This is a genomic window from Micromonospora matsumotoense, from assembly GCF_900091525.1.
GTDB lineage: Bacteria > Actinomycetota > Actinomycetes > Mycobacteriales > Micromonosporaceae > Micromonospora > Micromonospora matsumotoensis.
The window spans coordinates 472,020-494,133 of the sequence record NZ_FMCU01000003.1 but is presented as its reverse complement, the minus strand read 5'-3'; the positions used below and the strand labels follow the sequence as shown (position 1 = coordinate 494,133).

At 74.4% G+C, this 22,114-nt stretch carries 18 protein-coding genes; 11 read left to right on the top strand and 7 right to left on the bottom strand.

Annotated features, from left to right (window positions below):
* Window positions 1–227: 227 nt before the first annotated feature.
* Complete coding sequence (locus GA0070216_RS09295) at window positions 228–458, bottom strand: winged helix-turn-helix domain-containing protein (RefSeq protein WP_091242223.1); 231 nt, start codon at window positions 456–458, stop codon at window positions 228–230.
* Window positions 459–757: 299 nt separating this feature from the next.
* Between GA0070216_RS09295 and GA0070216_RS09290 the strand changes: the two genes are divergently transcribed.
* From GA0070216_RS09290 to GA0070216_RS09275, 4 genes are all read left to right on the top strand, one after another.
* Window positions 758–1,150: a DivIVA domain-containing protein gene (locus GA0070216_RS09290; protein WP_091242220.1), complete on the top strand. Its 393-nt coding sequence runs from the start codon at window positions 758–760 to the stop codon at window positions 1,148–1,150.
* A gap of 85 nt (window positions 1,151–1,235) precedes the next feature.
* Window positions 1,236–1,511: a hypothetical protein gene (locus tag GA0070216_RS09285; RefSeq protein ID WP_091242711.1), complete on the top strand. Its 276-nt coding sequence runs from the start codon at window positions 1,236–1,238 to the stop codon at window positions 1,509–1,511.
* 138 nt (window positions 1,512–1,649) lie between these two features.
* The gene (locus GA0070216_RS09280; RefSeq protein WP_091242708.1) at window positions 1,650–3,911 is read left to right on the top strand and encodes a RecQ family ATP-dependent DNA helicase; all 2,262 of its coding nucleotides are present in this window, start codon (window positions 1,650–1,652) and stop codon (window positions 3,909–3,911) included.
* A gap of 272 nt (window positions 3,912–4,183) precedes the next feature.
* Complete coding sequence (locus GA0070216_RS09275; RefSeq protein ID WP_245722380.1) at window positions 4,184–5,320, top strand: hypothetical protein; 1,137 nt, start codon at window positions 4,184–4,186, stop codon at window positions 5,318–5,320.
* Between the two features lie 191 nt (window positions 5,321–5,511).
* Here the strand turns inward: GA0070216_RS09275 and GA0070216_RS09270 are convergent, their stop codons facing one another.
* Window positions 5,512–5,928 carry a helix-turn-helix domain-containing protein gene (locus tag GA0070216_RS09270; protein ID WP_091242216.1) on the bottom strand — a complete coding sequence of 139 codons (417 nt, stop codon included), beginning with the start codon at window positions 5,926–5,928 and terminating at the stop codon, window positions 5,512–5,514.
* A gap of 238 nt (window positions 5,929–6,166) precedes the next feature.
* Here GA0070216_RS09270 and GA0070216_RS09265 point away from each other — a divergent pair, with 238 nt between their 5' ends.
* Window positions 6,167–6,592: a hypothetical protein gene (locus tag GA0070216_RS09265; protein WP_091242212.1), complete on the top strand. Its 426-nt coding sequence runs from the start codon at window positions 6,167–6,169 to the stop codon at window positions 6,590–6,592.
* Window positions 6,593–6,599: 7 nt separating this feature from the next.
* On the opposite strand, the gene GA0070216_RS09260 is transcribed toward GA0070216_RS09265, so the two are convergent.
* From GA0070216_RS09260 to GA0070216_RS09245, 4 genes are all read right to left on the bottom strand, one after another.
* Window positions 6,600–7,841: a class I SAM-dependent methyltransferase gene (locus GA0070216_RS09260; protein ID WP_091242209.1), complete on the bottom strand. Its 1,242-nt coding sequence runs from the start codon at window positions 7,839–7,841 to the stop codon at window positions 6,600–6,602.
* Between the two features lie 505 nt (window positions 7,842–8,346).
* Window positions 8,347–10,086 carry a DEAD/DEAH box helicase gene (locus GA0070216_RS09255; protein WP_091242205.1) on the bottom strand — a complete coding sequence of 580 codons (1,740 nt, stop codon included), beginning with the start codon at window positions 10,084–10,086 and terminating at the stop codon, window positions 8,347–8,349.
* 380 nt (window positions 10,087–10,466) lie between these two features.
* Window positions 10,467–10,694: a DUF3107 domain-containing protein gene (locus GA0070216_RS09250; RefSeq protein ID WP_091242202.1), complete on the bottom strand. Its 228-nt coding sequence runs from the start codon at window positions 10,692–10,694 to the stop codon at window positions 10,467–10,469.
* A 65-nt stretch (window positions 10,695–10,759) separates the two neighbouring features.
* On the bottom strand, window positions 10,760–11,398 hold the full coding sequence (locus tag GA0070216_RS09245; protein ID WP_091242199.1) for a TetR/AcrR family transcriptional regulator: 639 nt from the start codon (window positions 11,396–11,398) through the stop codon (window positions 10,760–10,762).
* Between the two features lie 148 nt (window positions 11,399–11,546).
* Here GA0070216_RS09245 and GA0070216_RS35350 point away from each other — a divergent pair, with 148 nt between their 5' ends.
* From GA0070216_RS35350 to GA0070216_RS09215, 6 genes are all read left to right on the top strand, one after another.
* Window positions 11,547–15,197, top strand: a complete 3,651-nt coding sequence (locus GA0070216_RS35350; protein WP_245722379.1) for a hypothetical protein — start codon at window positions 11,547–11,549, stop codon at window positions 15,195–15,197.
* A gap of 45 nt (window positions 15,198–15,242) precedes the next feature.
* Window positions 15,243–16,346 carry an alpha/beta fold hydrolase gene (locus tag GA0070216_RS09235; protein WP_091242195.1) on the top strand — a complete coding sequence of 368 codons (1,104 nt, stop codon included), beginning with the start codon at window positions 15,243–15,245 and terminating at the stop codon, window positions 16,344–16,346.
* 5 nt (window positions 16,347–16,351) lie between these two features.
* On the top strand, window positions 16,352–17,377 hold the full coding sequence (locus tag GA0070216_RS35345; RefSeq protein ID WP_245722378.1) for a DUF3152 domain-containing protein: 1,026 nt from the start codon (window positions 16,352–16,354) through the stop codon (window positions 17,375–17,377).
* 98 nt (window positions 17,378–17,475) lie between these two features.
* Window positions 17,476–18,435: a DUF3152 domain-containing protein gene (locus GA0070216_RS09225; protein WP_245722377.1), complete on the top strand. Its 960-nt coding sequence runs from the start codon at window positions 17,476–17,478 to the stop codon at window positions 18,433–18,435.
* 110 nt (window positions 18,436–18,545) lie between these two features.
* The gene (gene moeZ, locus GA0070216_RS09220; protein WP_091242191.1) at window positions 18,546–19,727 is read left to right on the top strand and encodes an adenylyltransferase/sulfurtransferase MoeZ; all 1,182 of its coding nucleotides are present in this window, start codon (window positions 18,546–18,548) and stop codon (window positions 19,725–19,727) included.
* Window positions 19,728–19,820: 93 nt separating this feature from the next.
* Entirely contained in the window at window positions 19,821–20,729 is a 909-nt protein-coding gene (locus GA0070216_RS09215) for a prenyltransferase/squalene oxidase repeat-containing protein (protein WP_176738886.1), read from the top strand.
* 114 nt (window positions 20,730–20,843) lie between these two features.
* Here the strand turns inward: GA0070216_RS09215 and GA0070216_RS09210 are convergent, their stop codons facing one another.
* On the bottom strand, window positions 20,844–22,085 hold the full coding sequence (locus tag GA0070216_RS09210) for a glutamate-5-semialdehyde dehydrogenase (RefSeq protein WP_091242186.1): 1,242 nt from the start codon (window positions 22,083–22,085) through the stop codon (window positions 20,844–20,846).
* Between the last annotated feature and the right edge of the window lie 29 nt (window positions 22,086–22,114).

The following is a 22,114-nucleotide window of genomic DNA, read 5'->3' as shown; positions in this document are numbered from 1 at the left end:
CCGGCCCCCACGTCGATCCCGACCAGCCGGGGCAGCCCGGGAAGCCCCGACCGACGAGGATCAAAGCCACAGCGGTGGACGGGGGAATGCCGGCCCGGAGCGCCTCGACGAATCGTCTGATCCGCTGACGTCATCAGGTCCAACGGCTCGGCGTGCCACGTGTGTCGCTGGCCGGGCGGCCCCTGATCGTGGACGTCACGAGGTCTCCGGACCCCGGGGCGGGCGGGTTACTGCGTCGAGGGCTGGGCGACGTAGGTGCCACGACCGGGCTGCCCGGTGATCAGCTCGCGGTCGTGCAGCAGTGACATCGCCCGATAGGCGGTGTTCATGCTGACGCTGTACTGGTCGGCGATCTGACGGGTCGAGGGCAGCTTGTCGCCCGGTTTCAGTTCACCGCTCTTGATCTTTGCGGTGAAGTCGTTGGCGATCACCTTGTAGGGCGCGGGCGCAGTGGGCATGGCAAGGACTCCGGTTGGTTCGGCATCCCTGATCTTGCCCTACCTACACAAGTAACTGCAACAAGTTGTCGACGCTCCGATAACTGAATGTCGACTACCGCTAGATACTGGTGTAGGTTGCTGGTGTCCGGTTCCGGTTGGTTCGGCAAACCTCGGGGGCGGACACCCAGGGTTGGCTCCGGGGCCGTACCGCCGAACAGGGCTGCGGTCCCGAGGCCGGTGACCCGGTCCGCGTCCCCTATCGGCGGGCCGGGTCACCTTCCACTGCACCGAATGGAACGCGACCCGGAAGGTGACCCATGCACATCCTGTTGTCCCTGCTCCGCCGCCCGTGGCTCGGTCGATCCGGCCACCGCCCGTGGCGCGGCCTTACCCGCCCCCTGTGTCATCGCCTGGAACCTCGTCCGCACCGTCGCCGGGCGGGACGACGCTGGTCGGAGCGCCCGCCGAACGGTGGTTGGTACCGCTCGCAGGCGTGTCGGCCGCTGACCGCCCGACAGGTCGAGGAACGACAGTTCGGCCTGGTCAAGCGGGGGCTAGACCCGGTGGAGGTGCACGCCTTCCTGCACCGGGTGGCCGCCGACCTGGCGGCGGCCCGGCGCGACCTGGCCCTGACCAGGGAGGAGAACCAACGGATCAAGCGCGCGTTACGCTCCTGGCGGACCCACTTCACGTCGGACATGCGGTGGTGACCCGGACAGGCTTCGCCGTCGAGCAGCACGGGCGTGCGGTGGTGACCCGGACAGGCTGCACTGTCGGTCAGCCGGGCGTGCGGTGGTGAGCCGGGAACGGTTCGTCGTCCACCTGCCGGTGGCCGCCGACGATCTGGTCGCCGCCCAGGGACTTGCCCGGGCGATCACCCGGGCACTCGGCTTCCTGTCCGACGTCGACCGGGGCGGCACCACCGTGTCCCGCGAGGACGCCCAGTCCGTACGCCACTGGGTCTTCTGCGACCGACCACTGACACCCGGCCGGCGCTGCACACGCCCAGCCGACCACCACGACGACTGCACCCCCCACCCCACCACCCCTCCCACCCGGCACCCCCGGTGACCGCCCGCCCGCCCCGGTGATCAAGAAGTTTGCGTCACCCTGAGCGCGGATCTTTACGTAAACCTCTTGATCAACTGCGTGAGGGGTCGGGGTGTCCGGCCGGGGTGGTAGGAATGGCGGGTGGAGGTGCGGGAGCGGGTGGAGCAGGATCGGGTGGCGGTGCGGGAGCGGGCCGAGGGGGTGCTGCGGCGGCTGGCCGGCGCGCACGCCCGGCTGCGTGAGGACCAGTGGCGGGCCATCGAGGCGCTGGTGGTGGACCAGCGGCGGGTGCTCTGCGTGCAGCGCACCGGGTGGGGCAAGTCGGCGGTCTACTTCGTGGCCACCGCACTACTGCGCGAGCGCGGCGAGCACGGCCCGACGGTCATCGTCTCGCCGCTGCTGGCGCTGATGCGCAACCAGGTGGAGGCGGCGGCCCGCGCCGGCATCCGGGCCCGCACCATCAACTCGGCCAACCTCGACGAGTGGGACGAGATCACCGCCGAGATCCACGCGGGGGCGGTCGACGTGCTGCTGATCAGCCCCGAGCGGCTCAACAACCCCGACTTCCGGGACACCGTCCTGCCGAGGCTGGCCGCCACCACCGGTCTGCTGGTGGTGGACGAGGCGCACTGTGTCTCCGACTGGGGGCACGACTTCCGGCCCGACTACCGCCGGCTGCGTACCTTTCTGGGTAACCTGCCCGAGCGGACCCCGGTGCTCGCCACCACCGCCACCGCCAACGAGCGGGTGACCCGGGACGTCGCCGAGCAACTCGGCACCGAACCGACCCCACCCCCTGCCGACCGCGCCACATCCTCCGCCGACCGCGCCGCGTCGCCCGCCGGAACTCGCGCCGACGGCGTCGCATCGACCGCCGATCCAGCCGCGTCGCCCGCCGACGCCGGTGGGCGACGGGCCGACGTGCTGGTGCTGCGGGGCACCCTGGACCGGGAGTCGCTGCGGCTGGGCGTGCTCGACCTGCCCAGCCCGGCGCACCGGCTGGCCTGGCTCGCCGACCACCTGGACGTGCTGCCCGGCTCCGGGATCATCTACACGCTCACCGTCGCGGCGGCCACCGAGACCGCCGACTTCCTGCGGGGGCGCGGCTGGTCGGTGGCCTCCTACACCGGCCAGGCCGAGGACGCCGACCGTCGCGCCGCCGAACAGGACCTGCTCGACAACAAGATCAAGGCTCTGGTGGCGACCAGCGCGCTCGGGATGGGGTTCGACAAGCCCGATCTCGGTTTCGTGGTGCACCTCGGTGCGCCGCCCTCGCCGATCGCCTACTACCAACAGGTCGGCCGCGCCGGTCGCGCCGTCGAACACGCCGAGGTGCTGCTGCTGCCCGGTGTCGAGGACGCCGCCATCTGGCGCTACTTCGCCTCGCTCGCCTTCCCGCCCGAGGACCAGGTGCGCACCGTGCTGGCCGCCCTGCACACCGACCGGCCGCTCTCCACCCAGGCCCTGGAACCCATCGTCGACCTGCGCCGTACCCGCCTCGAACTGATGCTCAAGGTGCTCGACGTCGACGGCGCGGTCCGCCGGGTCCGTGGCGGCTGGCTCGCCACCGGCGAGCCCTGGACCTATGACGAGGCCCGGCTGCGTCGCGTCGCCCAGGCCCGCACCGCCGAGCAGCAGGCCATGCGCGAGTACGCCAGCACGCCCGGTTGCCGGATGCGTTACCTGCGGGACTGCCTGGACGACAGCGGGGCGGACGACTGCGGCCGGTGTGACCGCTGTGCCGCGCCACTGTTCACCGCCGACGTCTCCGACCCCGCGTTGACCGCCGCGCAGACCTTCCTCGGCCGCCCCGGGGTGCAGATCGCCCCCAAGAAGCTCTGGCCGACCGGCCTCGACGCGGTCGGCGTACCGCTGAAGGGGCGGATTCCGCCGACGGAGCAGGCACTGCCCGGCCGGGCAGTGGGGCGGCTGTCCGACCTGGGTTGGGGTGGCCGGCTGCGCGCCCTGGTCGGCCCGGACACGGCCGACGGCCCGGTCCCCGACGACGTGGCGGCGGCCGTGGTGGAGGTGCTGAAGGCGTGGGCCCACGGCGACGACCCGTGGCCGCGCCGCCCGTCCGGCGTGGTCGCGGTCGGCTCCCGCAGCCATCCGACCCTGGTCGCCTCGCTCGCCGAGCGGATCGCCACGGTCGGTCGGCTCCCGCTGCTCGGCCTGGTCACCCCCACCGGCCCGGCCGGCGTCGGCGGGCCGCGCGGCAACAGCGCCCAGCGGGTACGCACCCTGCACGACGCCTTCACCGTCCCCGACGAGGTGGCCGGGGCGCTGGCCGGGCTGGACGGTCCGGTGCTGCTCGTCGACGACCTGGTCGACTCCGGCTGGACGATGGCGATGGCAACCCGCCTGCTGCGCCGGGCCGGTGCCCCCGACGTCCTCCCCCTGGCCCTCGCCGTCGCCGGCTGATCCGGCCCGGGCCGATGACGGCGGCGAGCGGCCACGGCAGGCGGTGGACAACCGGCTGACCCGGCTCGGGTCGATCGCGGCGGCAGGCGGTCCACCGCAGGTGACCGACATCCGGCTGACCCGGCCGACAGCGGTGGGCCGATCCGAGTGGTGGGCCGACCGGTCGGTGGCGGGCCGACGAGAATCAGTTCCCCGGCCGGCCGTAGTGCGACCGTCGCCACGGTGTCCGGCCGTCGCCCCGGTGCCGACGGGGTCGACGGTACGGTGGGCGGATGGCCGACCAGCGATCCGTCACCCGGCCCGCCGGCCCGGCAGGTAGCGGCGGACCGGCCACCGACCAGGGCACCCCGGAGCCGGTGGACCGGGAGGGCCCAGGCGTCGACGGGAGCACCCCGGAGCCGGTGGACCGGGATGGACGGGGCCTCGGCGGGAGCGCCGTGGAGCCCGGCGGATGGGTGCTGTCCGCAGGCGGGACCTCGGCCGGGGACGGGGCGTCGGCGGTCGGACCGGACCGGGCCACGCTGCGGTTGGCGCTGGTGGTGGGTGGCCTGGTGCTCGCCGTCCTGCTCGGCTTCGGTCTCGGCCGGGCCAACGGGAGGCCGATCGACCGTACGGTGGCGACCGCCGCCACCGGTGACCACACCCACGCGCCGGGCACCGGGGCGCACCAGCACGACGGCACCGCCGGACAGTCCGGCGGCGACGCGGCCACCGGCCTGTCGGTCACCTCCGGCGGCTACACGCTCACCCCGTCGGGCGGGGAGTTCGTCGCCGGGCGGGCGGGTGAACTGCGGTTCCAGATCCGGGACGCCCAGCGACGGCCGGTCACCCGGTTCGCGATCGTGCACGACAAGCCGATGCACCTGGTCGTGGTCCGCCGCGACCTCACCGGCTTCCAGCACCTGCACCCGACGATGGCCGCCGACGGCACCTGGTCGATCCCGCTGACCCTGCCGCAGCCAGGCGTCTGGCGGGCGTACACGGACTTCACCGCGCTCGCCGACGACGGCCAGCAGACCCCGGCCACGCTGGGCGTGGACCTGGTCGCTCCGGGGGACTACACGCCCCGCCCGCTGCCGGCCCCGGCCACCCGCGCGACCGTGGCCGGGTTCACCGTCGACTACGAGGGCACGGCGCAGGTGGGTGCCGCCGTACCGCTGCGGTTCCGGGTCCGGGACGGGGCGGGGCAGCCGGCGACCCTGGAGCGCTACCTCGGCGCGTACGGGCATCTGGTCGCCCTGCGCGAGGGCGACCTGGGCTACCTGCACGTGCACCCGGGACCCGGGCCGGCCACCGACACGGTGACGTTCTGGCTGACCGCGCCCGGCCCCGGCAGTTACCGGATGTACCTGGACTTCCAGGTGGCGGGCGTGGTGCGGACCGCCGAGTTCACGCTCACGGTCCGCTGACCCCGTCCACCGGCACACCCGGCCCGGCGCGGCGCTGCCGATCCCGCGTGCTTGCCCGGCCCGGCGAAGCGGCTCAGCCGGAGCGGCTCACCCGGCCCGATGAAGGGGCCAGCCGAAAAGCTCAGCCGGAGAGGGGCAGCCGCCGGGGCTCAGCCGCAGGGGCCCAACCGGAGGGGGTCAGCCGTAGGGGGTCAGCCGGCCCGGCGGACCGGGCGGCGGGCCAGGTAGCGGAGCAGGTCGCGGATGTGGTGCTTCTCCTCGGCCGGCACCGTCGGATCGGCCAGCCGGTCGAGGATCACCCGGACGTCCGCCTCCACCGGGCCGTCGTCGGCGCGGCGGCGGGGGGTGGGCCCCGAGTCGGGCAGGCCGAGGGCCCGGAAGGCCGCCGCGACCGGCAGGTCGAGGGCGGCGCAGAAACCGCGCACCTTGGCCAGTTCGGGATAGTCCTGCCAGTCGCCGGCGAGCCAACGGAAGACGGTGGACCGACCGACCCCGGTATGGGCAGCGAGGTCGCTCACCGTCCAACCCCGCTCGTCACGGGCGTCGTCGATGGCCCGTCGCACGAAACGCGCGAACGCCATCTGTGGTGAAACCTCTGTCGAACCCATGCCGGTGAGATCGTCCCCTTCCGGTGGGAGTCGGGTGTCCGGTGCGCCCTTCGAGGGTAGTACCACGGGACGTCGTGACAATTGTCCGTCCGTCCGTCCGTTCCGACGACTAGGCCGTCGGAGAGTTGCGGGGCAGGTGGTGGCCCCGGTGGCCGGCGGGCGCGAGCGGCGGCAGTTGTCACCGACTCATGAAGATCTGCGGTTCACGATTCGTTCCGTACCACCGAGGAGGGGCAGCATGGCCGAGCCCGACCGTCCGGTGCCGCATCGCCCGGGTGTGGTCAGCCTCTTCTTCGTCGCCAAAGCGGCGGTCTTCGCCCTGGGCTTCTGGACCTGGCTGCTGGTGCTGGTGTTGACCGGTGACGGGGTGACCGGGGCGCACGTCCTGGCCGCCGCCGGTGCCGTCACCACCACGCTGGTGGGGGTGGTGCTCGGCGTGCGGCTGGCCCTGCAACGCAGCGCCGCCGCCCGGCACGCCGAACTCAAGCGGCTCCTGGTCGACATCTCCTGGAACGCCTTCGCCGCCGCCGGCAACGCCGAGACGTCCGGCACGGTGGTGCCGTTCCCCACCCCGCTCGGCGAGGACGAGCGTGGGGCGCGCGAGCGGATCTCGTCGGTCTTCGACCGGGGGACGGGGGAGCGACCCGGCAGGCGGCGGCGCTGAGCCCGGTTCACACCCCGTCGGGCGGCGTGGGCCGGTCGTCCAGCAGGGTCGACAGGCGCGGGGTGACCTGCCACTGGTCGACCAGTTGCTGGTATTCGGCCCACTGCTGCTCGCCGCCGGTGCCGCCGTCACTGGCGGTGCTGTCGGCCCCGGCGGCGGCCCCCGCACCAGGGCTGTTGACCCCGGCAGCGACCCCCGCGCCGGTACGGCGGGCGCGGATCAGCAGGTTACGGGGGGTGTGCCGGGAGTCGACGAACTCGACCACCTCGGCCCGGTAGCCGTGCGCCCGCAGCAGTCCGGCCCGCAGCGCGTCGGTGAGCACGTCGGCGAAGCGCTCCCGCAGGATGCCCTGCCGGGTCAGCAACTCGTACGGGGCCGGCGTCGGCCGGGTACGTAGCTGTGCCGCCAGGTCGTGGTGGCAGCACGGCGCGGCGAGGACCCACCGGGCGTCCCAGCGCACCGCCCGGGCCAACGCCTCGTCGGTGGCGGTGTCGCAGGCGTGCAGTGCGAGCACCAGGTCGGGGGCGGGCTCCACCACCGCGTCGGCGATGGTGCCGGCCACGAAGGAGACCCGGTCGGCCCAGCCGAGGCGGGCCGCCAGTTCGGTGTTGCGCTGCCGTTGATCCTCCCGGACGTCCACCCCGACCAGTTCCACGTCCAGCCCGCGACCGGTCAGGTACCGGTAGGCGGCGAAGGTCAGGTAGGCGTTGCCGCAGCCCAGGTCGACCACCCTCAGCCGTCCGGTGAGATCGTCGGGGAGGGTGGCGGCCAGCGCACGGAGGAAGGCGTCGACCTGCCGCCGCTTGGCGGCGTTGCCGCCGATCGCCGCGAAGATCGGGTCCCCCGGATCGAGCAGGTACTCCTTCACCCGGTCGTGCCCCACCGGCCCGGTCACCGGGCGGCTGGCGGCGGCCCGGTGCACCTGGGCCTCGCCGGACTTGGTCACCCGCAGCTGGAGGGTCGCCCCGGTGGTCTCCACGTGCCAGTTGCCGAACGGCTCGGCGAGCAGCGCGTCGACCGCCGCGTCGGCCTCCGCGCCCGGCGACACGTTCCGGGTGTACGGCCGGACGCCGTCGGACGTGGAGATCTGCAACCGGGGGCCGGTCTTGAGGGCCACCGGGCGTAGCTCGGCGCGGACCAGGGAGGGGCGCTGCCCACGGCGTCGGCCGGCGGCGACGGCACGGGTCAGGGCGGGGTCGAGCAGCAACGCCCGGACCTCGGTCAGGGCGGCGTCCAACGATTCCGGCATCGGTCCATCATCCTTTCCGCCCGGTCGGTCCCGCACTCGGGCCGCCCCGCACTCGGGCCGCCCCGCACCGGCCGCCCCGCACCGGCGGCATCTCGCGGCAAACCCGGAGTCGGTCTGCTCCTCACCCGCGCAGACTCGGAGTGGTCTCAAGATCAGATTGCAGTTTTGCCGACGACCCGCCGATGCGAGTACGCGAAATCGCAATCTGATCATGGTGCCCCCGCACCAACCGGAGTTCGGGGATGACCTGGGTCTGCTCGTCTCCGGGGCCGAACGGAGGCTGACGGCCTGGCTACGGGCTGGGTTCGGCCCGGCTTCGGGGCCGGGATGGTGGTGACGCTGGTCCGCACGGCCGACCCGCTGGCGCCCGCACGCTGGTCCGCACCACTGACCCGCTGGCGCCCGCACGCTGGTCCGCACAGATGACCCGCTGGCGCCCGCACCGGGCGGAAACGCGACATCCCCCGGGCCGTCCGTACGGGCCGGGGGATGTCGGTGGTGCCAGTCAGTCGGCGCTGGCCTCGGCCGGCGTGTCCGTGCCGGTGCCGGCACGGCGACGCCGACGGCGACGCGGCCGGGTCGACTCGCCGTCGCCGGCCGGTCCGGAGGCTGCGGCGGCCGGCTCGGTGTCCGCGCCCGCCGGGATGTCGGTGGACTCCCCGCCGGTCACCGCGGTCGCCTCGCCCACGACCACCTCGCCGGCCCGACGGCGACGCCGGTGGCGCGGGGTACGGGTGCCTTCCTCGGCGGACTCCACGGGCGTCTCGGTGGCGTCCGGCGCGTCGGTGTCGGGGCGGCCCCGCCGCCGCTCGCCGCGACCGCCGGTCGTGCCTCGGCCACCGCTGTCACCGCGACCGCCGCTGTCACCACGGCCCCGGCCCTCACCACGTCGGGGGCCCCGGCTGCCGGTCTCGCCCCGGCGGGAACGGCCGCCCAGGTCCTCTTCGACCTCGGCGGAGAGCCCGGCGCGGGTCCGCTCGGCGGTCGGCAGCGTCCCGGTCATTTCGGACGAGATGTCCAGGTCGGTGTAGAGGTGCGGAGAGGTGTGGTACGTCTCCGGCGGCTCGGGCATGTCCAGGCCGAGCGTCTTGTCGATGATGTGCCACCGGGGCATGTCGTCCCAGTCGACGAAGGTGACCGCGACACCGGTCGCCCCGGCCCGACCGGTACGACCGATCCGGTGGGTGTAGGTGTCCTGGTCTTCGGGGCAGTCGTAGTTGATGACGTGGGTGACGCCGCTGACGTCGATGCCCCGGGCGGCCACGTCGGTGGCGACCAGAGTGTCGATCTTGCCGGCCCGGAACGCGCGCAGCGCCCGCTCCCGTGCGCCCTGCCCCAGGTCACCGTGCACCGCTGCCACCGCGAAGCCACGGAAGTCGAGGTCCTCGGCGACCCGGTCGGCGGCCCGCTTGGTACGGGTGAAGATCATGGTGAGCCCGCGCCCCTCGGCCTGGAGGATCCGCGCCACGATCTCGATCTTGTTCATCGAGTGGGTGCGGTACGCCAGCTGCTGGGTCTGCGGCGACGGGCCGGTCTCGGCGGTGTGCCCGGCGTGGATCGTCACCGGCCGACGCAGGAACCGTCGGGAGAGGGTGACGATCGGGTCCGGCATGGTGGCCGAGAAGAGCATGGTCTGCCGGTCCTCCGGCAGCATCGCCAGGATCTTCTCGACGTCGTCGAGGAAGCCCAGGTCGAGCATCCGGTCGGCCTCGTCGAGCACGAGCGCGCGGACCCGGTCCAGCCGCAGGTGCTTCTGCTTCTGCAGGTCCATCAGCCGGCCGGGGGTGCCGACCAGGATCTCCACGCCCTTGCGCAGCGCGTCGATCTGCGGCTCGTACGCCACGCCGCCGTAGATCGGCAGCACCCGCACGCCCCGGGTCCGCCCGGCGGCGGCGAGGTCCTTGGCGACCTGGATGCCCAGTTCGCGGGTGGGTACGACGACCAGCGCCTGGGGCACGCCGTCGCTGCCCTCGCCCGGCGCCAGGACCCGATCCAGCAGCGGCACGCCGAAGCCGAGGGTCTTACCGGTGCCCGTCGGGGCCTGGCCGATCATGTCGGTGCCGCGCAGCGCGATCGGGATCGCGTACTCCTGGATCGCGAAGGCGCGGGTGATGCCCGCCGCGGCCAGGGCCTCGACGGTCTCGGGCCGCGCGCCGAGCGCGGCGAACGTGGGGGCCTCCGGGCGGACCGGGGCGGTGGGGACCAGTTCCTGGCCCTCCAGTTGGTCGAGAATCTGTTCGCTCATCTGGATCTGGGGGTGCCCTCTCGTGGTGCGCCCCGTTTTGTCCTCAGGGCGCGTTCGGTATGACGCGGGCCACGCGATCGGCGGCGGAGAATCGCCGCGCCGGACCGGGCCGCACGCGCGCCGTGGGCAGGACTTCGATCAGATCGGCGCCCACGGCAACTACCTCATCCTACCCGAGCAGGTCGGCACACACCCCTGACCTGGACGGCCAGCTTTTCGCCGGGGGTGGAAATTGTGACCTGAGTCACTGTTAGGTCACCGGTGGTGGCGCTGGCCGGAGCGCGGACCGGGGACGGTGACCGGCATCGACACGGTCGGTGATCCGCTACCCGCCGGGTCCGGCCTGCGGCGGGATCACCCGCCGCAGGGGCCGGACCGGTTCAGCGAACGGTGAACCCGACGGAGCGGGGGGACGCCTCGGCGATCTCGACGTAGGCGACCTTGCCGACCGGCACGATGACCCGTCGACCCTTCTCGTCGGTCAGGGACAGCGTCCCCTCGACCTTGGCGAAGGCGTCGGTCACGATCTGCTCGATCTCGGCCGGCGACTGCGCGCTCTCCAGAACCAGCTCGCGCGGCGCGTACTGCACGCCGATCTTGACCTCCACTGTGCCTCCTCAGGTGGGCGAGATAGCCGCCGATTCGAAGGCTATCCGATCTCGGGGCGGGATGTTCAGGCCGACTCACCCTGGAGCGGGAAGCTCGCGATGCCCCGCCAGGACAACGCCGCGACCAGCGCCTCGGCCTCGGCCTTCGGCACCTGCCGGCCACCGGCCAGCCAGAACTGGGCGGCGGTCTCGGCCGCGCCGACCAGGCCGGAGGCGAGCAGCTCGGCATGGGCCCGGCTGACGCCGGTGTCCGAGATGATGGTGTCGGTGATCGCCGCGATGCAGCCCTGCTCCACCCGCTCCACCCGCTGCCGGACCGCCGGATCGTTGCGCAGGTCCGACTCGAAGACGAGCCGGAACGCCTCGCTCTCGTGGTCGACGAAGTCGAAGTAGGCGCGCACCGACGCGCCGACCCGCTCCTTGTTGTCGTTGGTGCCGCGCATCGCGTCGTGCACCTTGGCGACGATGGCGTCACAGTGCGTGTCGAGCAGCGCCAGGTAGAGATCCATCTTTCCCGGGAAGTGCTGGTACAGCACCGGCTTGGAAACCCCCGCCCGCTCGGCGATGTCGTCCATCGCGGCGGCGTGGTACCCCTGGGCCACGAACACCTCCTGAGCCGCCGCGAGTAGCTGCTTACGGCGTGCTGAGCGGGGCAGCCGGGTGGGCCGGCCGGCAGTCTGGGCACCGTTCCCCACAGCGGTCATGGGAACCTCCGAGTTTCGTCATCCAGCCGGCACTTTCACCCCGTACCGGTCAGGGCACTCGCCCCGGCCCCGGAATTGGCCCGCCGCTGTAACTTATCGCCACTGTCACCACACGGTAGCCTCAGCGGGGGCGACCAAGGAGCGCGCGGTGAGTGAATCAGGGCAACCCGGTGCCGCCACCCCGGGAGAGCATGACGACGGTACGGGTCAGCAGGACGACCTGGCCCGTTCCGTCAGTGGGTGGGCACCTGCGACCGGGTGGTCCGGCGGAACCGACGCCCCGGGATACCGGGAGTCGGCATCACCGTGGCACCGGCCCGACCCCACCGCCGGCTGGGGTGGTCAGCCGTCCCGACACGGTGACCTGCCTGCGCCGTTCCCCACTCCACCGGCCGGCGAGGACGCCCACCGCAACGGTCGGGCCCACCGCAATGGTCACGACTCGGCACCGGATTTCCCGGCCCCCCTGCGTCGTCCGGTGAGCGCCCCGCCCGGCGGGCCCGGTCACCCCGCCGACGACCCTGGGTTCACCGGCGGTGACCGACTGGTCGTGCCGGCCCAGCGGCCGGCGTCCCCCTCCGAGCCGCCGCACGATCCGGAGGCTGCCCGGCACTCCTCGGACGATCCCGCCGCACCCCGGCGCGGCCCCTGGCCCGGCAGCGGCCTTCCCACCTCGGCCCCGCCGGCCGTGCAGGTCCCCCCGGTGGGCACCGCCGCCTCCGGGTTCGAGGTGCCCCCCGGTTTCCACGCCCCCGAGCGGGGCGAGGCCGGGTCGCCCCCGACCGACGGCCCCCGCGACTGGAGCAGCCGCTTTCCCACCGAGGGCGGGCCGCGCGGGGCCGACCGCTTCGCCCCCACCGAGCCGACCGCCGGTGCCGATCCCCGTGGTGCCGATGCCGATCCTCGTGGTGCCGATCCTCGTGGTGCTGAGCAGCACGGTGCCGAACAGCACGGCGGGGAGCAGTCCTCCGCCGGGCGTCGACCGGGCGTCGGACCGGACGAGCCGGACTGGTCCGGCCCGAGCTGGAACCGGCCGAGCTGGGGTGGCACCTGGGCGCCCTCCTGGTCGCGGGACGAGGAGCCGCCCGTCGGCCGCCCGACTCGCGCCGAACGGGCGGCGGAGTGGTCGGCCGAGCCCGCCCGCCCCTACGAGCCGGTGCGTGCCGAGCCCGCCCGCCCGTACCAGCCGGTGCGTGCCGAGCCCGCCCGCCCGTACGAGCCGGTGCGGTCGGAGGTGCCCCGCCCGTACGAGCTGACCCGCTCCGAGCCGGTCACCCCACCGGCGCTGCCGGAGCCCACGCCGCCGGTGGTGGCCCGGCCCGGTCGGGATCAGCCGACCGTCGCGCCGGTCGTCGACCGGTCCGCCCCGGGTCGCCCCGGCACCGACCACCCCGAGCCCGACTGGTCCGACCGCACCGGTCGCGACCGTGAACAGCCCGAGCGGGACTGGCCCGAGCGCGCCGACCTGCCCGAGCGGGACTCCGCGGACCGCCCCGACCGGTCCGGACGGGACTTCTCCGACCAGTCCGGACGGGACTACGCCGACCGGTCCGCGCGGGACTACGCCGACCGTACGAACCGGTCCGGGCCGGACTGGGTGGACCATGGCGGTCGGGCAGAGCGGCCCGAGCGGGGCTGGTCCGATCCGGTGCAGCGGGAGTGGGCCGACCGGACCGAGCAGGAGTGGGCCGACCGGACCGAGCAGGAGTGGGCCGACCGGACCGAGCAGGAGTGGGCCGACCGGACCGAGCGGGAGTGGCCCGACCGGGACCGGCCCGATCAGTCCGGCCGGGACTGGCCGGGTCGGGTGGAGCGGCCCGATCGTGACCGGTCGGCGGGTGAGCTGCCCCCGACCGGGCGGTCGCGTACGCCGGACCGGCCGGCCGAGCGGCCCCCCTGGGCCGTGGGCCCACCCGCCGATGCGCCCCCCGTCATGCCACCCGTGCCGCGCGACGCGCCGACCGGCCCGCCACCTCCTGCCCACGACGCGTTCGCCGGCCTGCCACGGGACGAGCCGCCCGGTATGCCGCCCGTCCCTCGGGACGAGCCGCGCGGCGTGCCGCCCCTGTCGCGTACCGAACCCCTCGGGCCGCCGGCCGGCCCCGGCGGGGAACGGGGCACCGGTCTGCCGCCCGCCGCTCGCGCCGATCAGCCGTTCCGACTCCCTCGGGACGAACCGGCCACCCGGCCGGCCACCTCGCCCGGTCGCGCCGATCAGCCGTTCCGACTCCGGTCGGTGCCGACCGAGCCGGCCGCCCCCACTGATCTTCCCGGCCACCCGCCGGAGCCCCCCGTCTCCGCCGTCGGTGCCCCCGTCACGAGCGGGCCACGCCGCCTGGACCGGATTCCCCCCGCGCCCGTCCCGACGAGCGCACCCCCCTACGCGGCGCGCCGATCCGCCCCTGACCCGCTGACCACGACCGAGCCGGTGGTGGACGAGCGGAAGCCGGACCGGGGCATGGCGGTGCTGCCGCAGCGCGTCCCCGCCGAGCCGGACGTGCCCGTCGTGCCGGAGCCGCCAGCCGTGGAGCCCCCCGCAGAGACCCCGGAGCTCGCCCGAATCGCCACCCACCTGCGTCGGGACGACGAGCCTGCCCCGCTGCGGGAACGCCCCGAGGGCTTCGACGTCAACGCGATCCTGGACGCCGTACGGGAGGTGGCCGGGGTGCGGGACGCGGCGCTGCGTCGTACCCCGGCCGGGGCGCACAGCCTGCGACTCGACCTGTCCGACGGGGCGGACCCGGCGGAGGTGAGCCGGCTGGTGGCCCGCCTGCTCCAGGAGCGGATGGGCCTCGCCGCGGCACCGCAGAACCTGCCCGGAGAGCCGAGTGCCCCGGTGCCGCCGCCACTGCGCCGGCGTACCGGTGAGCCGCGCCCGGGTGCCGGTGAGCCGCGCCCGGGTGACCCCCGGGGCCGCGACGAGTTCAGCCAGGCCGACCGGGGGGACCCGAACCGGGGCGGTGCCCCGACCGGCCGGGCCCGCGCCGTCGAGCCGCCCGCCGCCGTGTCGCCGGTGGCCCCGCCGTCCGCCGTGGTGCCGCCCGTTGTTCCGCCGCCCCCGGTCGAGGAGCGCCCGACCGGTGATCCCGCCGGGTCGGTGGGGGAGCCGCCCGCCCGGCCCGGCCCGGAGCGACCGGCCACCGGGGTACGTGCCGACGGGGCGGTCTGGGACGGCGAGGAGCAGCCCGCCGAGCAGTCACCGACCGTGTCCGGAGTGCCCCGGCGACGTCGGCAGCCCACCCATCGGGGTCGGGCCAGCGTGGAGGAGGCCACTCCGGGGGCGCTGCTGCCACCCACCGGCAGCCCGGCCACCCTCAACGCGTCGTACTCCGGCGGACAGATGACCACGACGGAGACCGCGCCCTCGCGACCGCTGGACACCGGCGGCGTGCCGGGGCCCCGGGTGGTGATCGACCACGTCCAGGTGAGCACCTTCGGCCTGGACGCCAACGTCGAGGTACGCCTGCTCACCGCCGGTGAGCCGGCGGCCGGGCACGCCACCGGGCCGGCCGTGGACGGCTACGTGCTGCGGCTGTGCGCGGTGGCCGCCGCGGCGGCCGTGGACGAGTTGCTGCGCCACGCCGAGCGCACCGCCGAGCGGGGACGCTGCTTCGTCGAGCACGCCGCCGTGGTGCCGTTCGGCAACTGCGAGGTGGCGACCGTGGTGGTGCTGCTGGTCTGCGACGGCTGGGTGGAGCAGTTGGCGGGTTCGGCGCTGGTCGCCGGTGACCCGCGTCAGGCGGTGGTCCGGGCGACCCTGGCGGCGGTCAACCGTCGCCTCGAAGCACTGCTCGCCTGACCTGGCACGTTGTCGGCGAGGGGGCAGGGCGGTAACACTGCCGGTATGAAGCGCGCCGCCCTCTGGCCCGAGGAGCACCTGCCCCCGCACCGGCTGCCCCCACCCTGGCCCGGCCGGCCGGTACGCCTCGACGGCACGGTCACCTACGTCCGGGACACCCCGGCCACCGGGCCGGACGCGGAACCGGCGCTGTACGTGCACGGGCTGGGCGGTTCGTCGCAGAACTGGACGGACCTCGCCGGCCTGCTCGCCGACCGCCTCGACGGGCAGGCGATCGACCTGCCCGGCTTCGGGCGCAGCGAGCCGGGGCTGAGGTACACCATCCCGTCCTTCGCCGACCGGGTGGTGCGCTGGATCGAGCACTCCGGCCGGGGCCCGGTGCACCTGTTCGGCAACTCGCTGGGCGGGGCGGTCGCGGTGCACGTCGCCGGTCGCCGGCCGGACCTGGTGCGGACCCTGACGCTGATCTCGCCGGCCCTGCCGTTCCTCAATTTCGGCCGCTCGTTGCAGGGGCGGATGCTGCCGCTGCTGGCCATCCCGCGCGGGGAGCGGCTGGCCGCCTGGCGGCTCGCCCAACTGGCCCCGGAGGTGATGGCCCGGCAGGCGATGGAGGCGTGCGTGGCCGACCTGAGCCGGATCAGCGAGCAGCGTCGGCAGGAGGCGCTGGAGGAGATCCGGGTCCGCTACGAGGCGACCCACTACGCCGCCGCGTACGTCCGGACGTTCCGGGGGCTGGTCGCGAGCTTCCTGCGGTCGTACCTGCCGGGGCCGGGGTCGCTCTGGCGGATCGCCGCCGCGATCGAGGCGCCCACCCTGGTGGTGGGGGGCATGAAGGACCGGCTGGTGGACGTCCGGGTGGCGCCGCAGACCGCCCGGATCATCCCGGACAGCCGGCTGATGATGCTGGCGGGCGTCGGGCACGTGGCGCAGCTGGAGGTGCCGCGTACGGTGGCCCGCGCCGTGCTGCACCTGCTCGCCGAGGCGGCGGAGACCCCACCGCCCGCGCCACCGGCCGCCGGTGTCGACGGACCGCCCACGACCGGTGTCGACGGACCGCCCACCGCAGGTGGCGTCGTGCCACCGGCCGGCGGGGGCGACGCGCCGGAGTGCGATGGTGACGCGGCGTGGCGGCCCGGGGTGGCATCCTGACCCGGATGTCTGCGCTCCTGCGCCACGGTCCGCGATGGTCCCGTGGCATCCGCCGCCCCCGGACGGCCCTGCGCCGCCCGTCCGTCGTCATCGGCCGGTCGCGTCCGGCGGTGCTGGCGACCGTGCTGCTGTTGGTGGTGGTCTCCGGCGGGCTGGCGGTCACCACGGGGGCCCGGCCGGGTGCCGGTCGACCGGTCACCCACCCGGTGGCGACCTCCGCCGGGCCGCCCGGTGCCGCGTTCTCCACCGGCTACGCGCCGGGAGCCGCCGAGGCCACGGGCCCGGTCGTCGAACTCGGGCGGGCCGGGGTCGCCGACGTCTCCGGGCTGCTCGGTCCGTCGACTGCTGCCGGGCCCGTGCCGCCGTTCACGATGCCGTCGGCGGAGCAGCCCGGCGGGGTGGTCCCGACCACGACCGTGCCGCCGTTGGCGTTGTCCGGGCCGGTCCCGGCGGCCGGCCGGGGCACCTTCGGGTACGACGACCGGGCCGGGGCGACGCTCGGCCGGTCCGGTGTGCTGCGCCGGTACCGGGTGGCCGTGGAGAACGGCTCCGGCGAGGACGTCCGGGACTTCTCCGACCAGGTGCAGGCGGCGCTGACCGGGCCGGGCAGTTGGGTGGACGGTGGGCAGTTGCGGCTGCGGCGGGTGCCGGGAGACGCGCCGTACGACTTCACGGTCCAGTTGGCGACCCGGAGCACGGCGGGTCGGCTGTGCCGGGCCGGGGGCGTCGACATCCGGGTCGGTGGGGTGCCGTACACGTCGTGCCGCGCGCCGGGGCGGGTGATCCTCAACCTGGACCGGTGGCGGACGTCGGTGCCGCACTTCGTCCGGGCCGGGGTGCCGCTGGCGCTCTACCGGACGTACGTGGTGAACCACGAGGTGGGGCACCAGTTGGGGCACCGCCACGAGGGGTGCCCGGGGGCGGGTCGACCGGCACCGGTGATGCAGCAGCAGTCGTTGTTCCTGCGTGGCTGCACGGCGAACCCGTGGCCCTACCTGGACGGGCGTCGGTACGCCGGCCCGGCGCTCTGACCCGTCGGCGGTGGGGGCGTTCCGGGGGATGTGAAACATGCTCTCGTAATATGTGGCAATAAAGCAGATATGACCGATTAGTCTGCCATGCTGAACGGGTGAGCACCCCGACCGACTCCGCCGCGCACCCGGAGCCGCCGGCCGCCGGCCGGCCCGACCCGCGCGCCACCGACCCGCACGCCATGCTGCGGCACACCGACCCGCACGCCGGGCACCGGTACGGCGGATCGCGCCACGCCGCAGCGGGGCACGGCGGGTCGGCACGCGAGCCGTACCGCAGCCGCCGGTTGCGCCGTCGCCGCCGGGCCGCGCTGCTCGGCCTGGCCCTGCTCGGCGCGGGCGGGTTCGTCGGGCTCTACCCGGACGACCCGGCGGGCACCCCGGCGCCGGTCGCCGGACGACTGGCCGACGGGGCCGGCGGCGGACGGCCCACCGACGGGCCGGGCGGCGGGCGACCGGACGGCGACCCGACCACCACCGGCTACCCGCGCAGCGGACCCGGCCGCTTCACCGCCGCCGACGGCCGCTCCGAGGTGTACGGCTCCGACGGCCCGCTGTACCGCTACCGGATCGAGGTGGAGCAGGGCACCGGCCAGGACGTGGACGCGTTCGCCGCCGCCGTGGACGACACCCTGGGCGATCCCCACAGTTGGATCGGCTCCGGCGAACTGCGGTTCCGGCGGGTCCCGGAGGCCGCCGCCGCCGACTTCACGATCTATCTGGCCACCCCGGCCACCTCCGAGCGGATGTGCGCCGAGGGCGGGCTGGACACCGAGGGCTACACCTCCTGCCGGCTACCCGGACGGGTGATCATCAACCTGGCCCGCTGGATGGACGCCGTGCCGGACTACGGTGCCCCGCTGTCGGTCTACCGGACGTACGTGGTGAACCACGAGGTGGGACACGAACTCGGCGAGGAGCACCAGGCCTGCCCCGGCCCCGGCGAGCCGGCACCGGTGATGCAGCAGCAGACATACGGGCTGGACGGCTGCGTGGCCAACGCCTGGCCGTACGTCGACGGCTCCCGCTACTCCGGCGAGCTGATCCCCGGCAGCTGAGTTATTCCCCTCCCGTATGTCGGACGGGGTGTCACTGCTCATGGCCGGGCGGTGGTCGTCCGAGCGACAATGGCTCGGTTCGCCACCAGCCGATCACCGGGGAGTCCACCGTGTCGTTGCCCCCGCTCGTCGAACCCGCCGCCGAGCTGACCGTTGACGAGATCCGCCGTTACTCCCGTCACCTGATCATTCCGGATGTCGGGGTGCAGGGGCAGCGGCGGCTGAAGAACGCCCGGGTGCTCTGCGTCGGTGCCGGCGGCCTCGGCTCGCCGGCCCTGATGTACCTGGCCGCCGCCGGGGTCGGGACGCTCGGCATCATCGACTTCGACACCGTCGACGAGTCCAACCTCCAGCGCCAGATCATCCACGGCGTCTCCGACATCGGCCGGTCCAAGGCCGAGTCTGCCGCCGCGTCGATCCGCGAGATCAACCCGCTGGTCCAGGTGGAGATCCACAACACCGCCCTGGACCGGGAGAACGTCCGGGAGATATTCGCCCAGTACGACCTGATCGTCGACGGCACCGACAACTTCGCCACCCGGTACATGGTCAACGACGCGGCGGTGCTGCTCGGCAAGCCGTACGTCTGGGGGTCGATCTACCGGTTCGACGGCCAGGCGTCGGTCTTCTGGGCCGAGCACGGTCCCTGCTACCGCTGCCTCTACCCGGAGCCCCCGCCGCCCGGCATGGTGCCGTCCTGCGCCGAGGGCGGCGTGCTCGGTGTGCTCTGCGCGTCGATCGGCTCGATCCAGGTCAACGAGGCGATCAAGCTGCTCGCCGGGATCGGTGAGCCGCTGGTCGGCCGGCTGATGGTCTATGACGCGCTGGAGATGGAATACCGCCGGATCAAGATCCGCAAGGACCCGAACTGCGTGCTCTGCGGGGAGAACCCCACGGTCACCGACCTGCTGGAGGACTACGAGGACTTCTGCGGCGCGGTCTCCGAGGAGGCCCAGGAGGCGATCGTCGACTCGACCATCACCGCCACCGAGCTGAAGGAGTGGCAGGACGCCGGCAAGGACATCTTCCTGGTCGACGTCCGGGAGCCCGCCGAGTACGAGATCGTCCGGATTCCCGGCTCCACCCTGATCCCCAAGGGCGAGATCATCTCCGGCGAGGCGCTGGCGAAGCTCCCGCAGGACCGGCAGGTCGTGCTGCACTGCAAGTCCGGGATTCGCTCGGCCGAGGCGCTCGCCGCGCTGAAGGCGGCCGGGTTCCGTGACGCGGTGCACGTCCAGGGCGGGGTGCTCTCCTGGATCAAGCAGATCGATCCCTCGCTGCCCGCGTACTGACCGGTGGTCGGGGCCGGGGCCGGCGACGAACCGCCCCCGGCCCCGACCGATTCCCCGAGGCGGGATCGCGTCCGCGCCGGTAGCGTCTGCGCCGTGGTGGACTTGGATGCGGCGATCGGTTTCGTCGTGGCGCATGGCGACGCGGTGGATCGTGCCCGGCTGTCCCGGCTGCGCACCGGTGCGCCCGTACCCCCCGACCTGCTCGACGCGGCCGAGGTCGGGCAGACCGTCGACGGCGGCTGGCCGGCGCTTCTCGGCGGCGACGTGCCGTCCATCGACGCCACCTGTTTCCGCCTGGCCGAGCTGGACGATCTCGGCGCGCTCGGTCGTCCGGCCGCCCGGCGCTCCCTGGACTGGCTGGCCGCCCGGCAACTGCCCGACGGCGGCTGGGACGAGGACCCGAGGCTGGCCGGCAGCGCCCCCGAGTGGGCCACCCCGGGCGACCCGGAGGCCCGGCTCTACCTCTCCGCCAACGCCGCGTTCTGGCTCAGCGTGGCCGGCCGGGACGCCCGCGCCGCAGGCCCGCTGGACCAACGGGTCGGCGGGGCGTACGCCGGGGTGGTGCAGGCGGCGGCGCAGGCCCTGGCCGGGCAACTCGCCCCGGACGGCAGTTGGCCGTCCTTCCTCGCCGCCGGTTGGCTGAGCGCGGCGGTGCTGCACCGCCAGCAGCTCTACTACGAGTCGGCCCGGATCCAGGCGGTGCTGGCCGAACGGATGCCGCAGCTGTCCCCGGCCGACGTGGCCGCGCTGGCCGCCACGTTGCGTCGGGTGGAGGTGGGCGAGGAGCAGTGGGTGCTGGTGTCGGCCCGCAGGCGGCTCGCCGAGACCCAGCGCAGCGACGGCGGCTGGAGCAGCGACGACGGCCACCAGTTCGACGTGCACACCACGCTCACCGCGATCCGTGCCTGCCGCCCGATCGGGCCGGTCGCCCCGCCCGGCTCACCGATCGTGCGCCGGGCCCGCGTGGTCCCGCCGGCCGACGACGAGCCCGGCACCTGGTGACCCCGGGCCCGCAGCGCCCGGCTGCGGGCCACTGGCCCCGGGCGTGACCGTCCCCGGTCGCCCGTTCCCGGATGGCGCGGTTCCGCTCGGGCCGGGCGGGCCGGGGCGGTCCGCTCAGCGCAGGTGGCCGTCCCCGGTCACCACGTACTTGGTGGAGGTCAGCTCGGGCAGCCCCATCGGCCCCCGGGCGTGCAACTTCTGGGTGGAGATGCCGATCTCCGCGCCGAAGCCGAACTCGCCGCCGTCGGTGAACCGGGTGGAGGCGTTGACCATCACCGCCGCCGCGTCGACCCGGGCCACGAACTCCCGGGCGGCGGCCTGCGAGTCGGTCACGATCGCCTCGGTGTGGCCGGTGCCGTAGCGGCGGATGTGCGCGACCGCCGCGTCGAGCGAGCCGACCACGGCGACGGAGATGTCGGCCGAGAGGTACTCGGTGGCGAAGTCCTCGTCGGTGGCCGCCACCACGGCGGGGGAGTACGCGGCGACCTCGGGGGAGCCGTGCACGGTCACCCCGGCCTCGGCGAACGCGGCCAGCACGACCGGCAGGAACCCGTCGGCGACATCGGCGTGCACCAGCAGCGACTCGGCGGTGTTGCAGGTGGAGAGGCGCTGGGTCTTGGCGTTCAGGACGATCGCCACCGCCTTGGCCTGGTCGGCGGCGGCGTCCACATAGACGTGGCAGTTGCCCACCCCGGTCTCGATCACCGGCACCGTCGACTCCTCGACCACGGTGCGGATCAGCGACGCGCCGCCGCGCGGGATCAGCACGTCGACCAGGCCCCGGGCCCGCATCAGCTCCTTGACCGAGTCGCGGCTGGTGGCGTCGAGCAGCTGCACCGCGTCGGCCGGCAGGCCGGCCCCGTCCACCGCGTCGCGCAGCACCGCCACCAGCGCCGCGTTGGAGTGCGCGGCCGACGACGACCCGCGCAGCAGCGCCGCGTTGCCGGACTTCAGGCAGATGCCGGCGGCGTCCACCGTCACGTTCGGCCGGGCCTCGTAGATGATCCCGACCACCCCGAACGGCACCCGGACCTGCCGCAGCTCCAGCCCGTTGGGCAGGGTCGAACCCCGGACCACCTCGCCCACCGGGTCGGGCAGCGCGGCCATCTCACGCAACGCGTCGGCGATGCCGGCCACCCGGCCCGCGTCGAGGGCGAGCCGGTCCAGCACGGCCGCGCTCAGCCCCGCCTCCCGCCCGGCCGCCAGGTCCGCCGCGTTCGCGGTGAGGATCTCCGGCGTACGCGCCACCAGCGCGTCGGCCATCGCGTGCAGCGCGGCATCCTTGACCGTACGGGTGGCGACGGCGAGGGCCTCCGCCGCGTCCCGGGCCCGCCGGGCCTGCTCGACGACGCTCATTGCGCACTCCTTGGGTGTCCGGAGGTGCC